Below are 3,396 nucleotides of genomic sequence, written 5' to 3'. Positions count from 1 at the left end.
CAGATCCAAAACGCCTTTTAAACGACGGTAGAAATTCGTCTGCGGTACCCGGTCACTTAATTGGAAATTATTGAAAAGCTTCTCTTGATAATCCTTTTTACCCTGCATACCTAAAGTTACGATCCTTTTACGGATCGGCAAGATCGAAATGCCCCTTTTTTTATAACTTGTGCAACAGGCACACAGTATAAAATTAATTGCTATTTTAGGCTTAAACAAAGGTAGTTGCACTTTTGTTACGTCTGATTTTCCTGCGGAAAATCCTCGCACACAAAACCGCAACTAATCTTATACATAAACGATGATGTACAATTCACCTAAAGGTGAACCCAAGTCGCTACATTGTCGCCAAAGGCTCCAATTCCCGCCCCTTGGGAAATGTACATCATCGCAGGGCCATGCCAGTTTGCATAATCCGTAGGATGAGGGACCATCCAACCTATCACCTTTAGGCGCCATCGAGGAAAACTGTACATATCAACGGCTATATGCAACCTGGCCACGTTCAACACGTATTTGTAAATTTATCCCAACAAGTTGCGTAAATTTAAAATCCGTAACGTGGCTTCACATAGCCCTGCGTTAGCTGCAATGCCAACAATTCACTGATTTTCTGGAATTTACTGCCATAATGTCCTTTTAACATAATTGGTATAATGTTTGGAATTTTTTAATAAAATTTTGAATATGGCGACACTTTTGCAGAAAATTAAAGAAATGATTGATAATATTTCAGTCACAGATAAGCAGGAAGATACGATAAATACTGCTACTAACAACCTTTCCAATCATCTTACAAGAGATGAAAATGATTTAGACATAGACAGCACTTTCGTGAATGGTTCTTATGAAAGAGACACAATGGTTAGACCTTTAGACGATGTTGATGTTTTTGCTGTATTAAACAAAGATGAATGGACAGATGATTATGGCAATCTTCCGAAACCTCAAGCGGTACTATCTAAAATAAAGAATAAATTAAACTCAATATCTGACTACAAAGACAAGGTTACCCAAGATAGGCCCTGTGTTACTGTAACATTAAAAGCTATCAATTTTGATGTTCTTCCAAGTTTTGAAGAAAGCTTCGGTGGATATTTAATTCCTAACTATGATTTGGAAAGTTGGACTTACAGCTATCCTGAACAATTGACGAACAACCTCAATGACTCACACAGAAATAATGATTACAAATTAAAAGATGTCATAAAGGCAGTAAAATATTGGAATAGAGAGAACAAAAAACTAATTCCATCATTCCAGATTGAAGAAACTATGATTAGCTACTTCAATGTAAATAAGATAACAAACTACGAAGAAGCCATACGATTGTGGTTCAATAATGCAGAATATTATCTCGAAAAAAACAAATTCAAAACAAACAATCAATACGACGATGCCATAAAAAAGATTAAATCGGTTCGAGATAAACTAAATAAAGCTAAAGAACATACCGACAATAAAGAAAACGACGAAGCCATTCAGATTTGGAAGGATGTTTTTGGAAAGGAATTTAGATTAAGTGATGTTGAGGAAGCCAAAGCATTTTCAAAGAAATTAAGCGAAGGTAGCTTAAAAGCTGCTTCGACTGGAGCAATCTCATCATCGGTAGGTAGAAATATTCCAGCTTCGAAAGGTTTTTATGGCGATTTATAGAAATAAATCAACAAAAGTTGACAATCAAATAGGTGCAATGAGGGCGATTTATCCTCAATTCAAAGTAAAGAAAAAAACTAGCACCCAAGTAGAATTTATAGGAGAGTTACAACCAAAGCCAGAATTTCGAAAGTTTAAAATTTCGGTTCTCTATAGAGGAAGTCTTAACCCTCAAGTGCGAGTAATTTCACCTGAACTGGTTGAAGATCCTCCACATTTCTATAAAAATACTGGAACATTATGTCTTTACCATCCAAAAGATTTCAAATGGAAAAAAGATTTACTTGTCGCTAAACATATAGTACCAATTGCCGCTGCTTGGTTATATTTTTATGAAGTATGGCTTGAAACAGATAAATGGTATGGTCCAGAAGCTCAACACAAAACACCAAAAGAATAAATAATGGATAGAAAAGTACCATATGAAAAAAGTTACGAGTTAGTAAATAAATTAAGTCAATCTTTAAATATAATTCTATGGCTATCGACAATCGTAGCTGTAATTATTCTAATCGTTGACAACTTTTTTCCACAGAACACTTATTCATTCACTTTAAATGTTGTTCTAGTAATTCTTTCAATATCATATTTCTTCATAGAAATTATACAAAGACACTTATTTCACGATGCGGAATTTGAAAGGAAGAATGATTTTATAGATAATAGTCTTAAATTAAAATTATCGGAAGAAAATTCAACCGGTTACTTTAACAATGAAGATTTAAAAAAAGGTATTTATAAGCTTGGTGTTAACTGTTTTGAGAGTTCTTTTTTTACAAAATCCATTACGAAAAAAATGATAACTAAACACTTAATACAATCTGGAATTGTATTACTGTTAATCATTACCTTAATTTTTACTGTAACAGATAACTTATTAATCCAAATACTACTATTAGCATTGCCATATTCGATAGTTAACGATACAATAAAAGTTTATAGGCTTCACAAAAATACAGATACCGTTTTCAAACAATTCACTAATATTTTCACAACTGTAAAAAAAGGTAAATTGGACTATCTTATTATTGACAACATCATAAATTACGAGAAATCACTTTCTAGAGCGGCCATTCTACTCGACAGTAAAGTTTTCAATAAAATGAATAAGCATCTTTCGGAAAAGTGGAATGAATTAAAAGCCAATCTGAAAATCTAAAAAGCACAGCAGCTAATCGAGTAGACGGGTCCGCCCCTAGTTAGGAACGGACTGCGCCTCTCACACCACCGTGCGTACGGGTCTCGTACACGGCGGTTCGTTATATCAGAACTTTACACTAAGGTAGTACGCCAGCATACTTTCGTAACCTCTTTTTCTTAGACGTTTTTCAGTAATAGTAGTCCTCAGTATAGGACTTTGGGCTACCGCCCAGCCTCCCATCCTTGTTCTACTCCAAGCATACGCTTGATCCTGTTTTATACCTAAGCCAATGAGATTCTTGCGTTTGCGCTCTGGTTTCTTCCAATCGTGCCATATACAGTAGCGTAGTCGGTTCCGTAACCATTCATCCAGCTTTTTAAGTTTGGTATGTATATTTCCTAATCGGAAATTGTTCGACCACCCTTTATAGATGGGTTTTAGCCGTTGTAACCTTTCTACTAATGACAATGGCAGCGTTTTCTTGGTAAGATACCTGAGCTTGCGTTTAAGTGTTTGCCAAGCCTGTTCGCTTACTATTAACTGATAATGACCCTTTACGCCTTTCTTATATACTGGCGTAAACCTATAACCCAACAACT

The 3,396-nt window shown here is 35.1% G+C and carries 5 protein-coding genes; 3 read left to right on the top strand and 2 right to left on the bottom strand.

Features of this window, described 5'->3' with window-relative positions; all coding sequences use genetic code 11:
- Positions 1-317 precede the first annotated feature (317 nt).
- Positions 318-476 (bottom strand): hypothetical protein, encoded by a 159-nt coding sequence (locus tag BFP75_RS21830; protein ID WP_165776521.1) that lies wholly within the window; start codon positions 474-476, stop codon positions 318-320.
- Between the two features lie 211 nt (positions 477-687).
- Between BFP75_RS21830 and BFP75_RS11200 the strand changes: the two genes are divergently transcribed.
- The 3 genes from BFP75_RS11200 to BFP75_RS11190 are packed head-to-tail and all read left to right on the top strand — an operon-like array spanning position 688 to position 2,815.
- Positions 688-1,656: an SMODS domain-containing nucleotidyltransferase gene (locus BFP75_RS11200; protein WP_099545478.1), complete on the top strand. Its 969-nt coding sequence runs from the start codon at positions 688-690 to the stop codon at positions 1,654-1,656.
- Positions 1,643-2,056 (top strand): hypothetical protein, encoded by a 414-nt coding sequence (locus tag BFP75_RS11195; protein ID WP_099545477.1) that lies wholly within the window; start codon positions 1,643-1,645, stop codon positions 2,054-2,056. Before BFP75_RS11200 ends, BFP75_RS11195 begins: the two co-directional genes overlap by 14 nt.
- 3 nt (positions 2,057-2,059) lie before the next feature.
- Positions 2,060-2,815 carry a hypothetical protein gene (locus tag BFP75_RS11190; protein ID WP_099545476.1) on the top strand — a complete coding sequence of 252 codons (756 nt, stop codon included), beginning with the start codon at positions 2,060-2,062 and terminating at the stop codon, positions 2,813-2,815.
- A gap of 105 nt (positions 2,816-2,920) precedes the next feature.
- On the opposite strand, the gene BFP75_RS11185 is transcribed toward BFP75_RS11190, so the two are convergent.
- Positions 2,921-3,396: group II intron maturase-specific domain-containing protein (locus tag BFP75_RS11185; protein ID WP_317044528.1), on the bottom strand; the 476-nt coding region annotated here is incomplete at its 5' end.

Origin of the sequence: Maribacter sp. 4G9, from assembly GCF_002742265.1 — a bacterium.
Lineage (GTDB): Bacteria > Bacteroidota > Bacteroidia > Flavobacteriales > Flavobacteriaceae > Maribacter.
Note: the sequence above shows the minus strand (reverse complement) of the source record. Positions and strands in the feature narration are given on the sequence as shown.

Coding starts and splice junctions, on each gene's coding strand:
- BFP75_RS11195 (WP_099545477.1), top strand. CDS start 1,643: ATGGCGATTTATAGAAATAAATCAACAAAAGTTGACAATCAAATAGGT.
- BFP75_RS11200 (WP_099545478.1), top strand. CDS start 688: ATGGCGACACTTTTGCAGAAAATTAAAGAAATGATTGATAATATTTCA.
- BFP75_RS21830 (WP_165776521.1), bottom strand. CDS start 476: ATGTACAGTTTTCCTCGATGGCGCCTAAAGGTGATAGGTTGGATGGTC.
- BFP75_RS11190 (WP_099545476.1), top strand. CDS start 2,060: ATGGATAGAAAAGTACCATATGAAAAAAGTTACGAGTTAGTAAATAAA.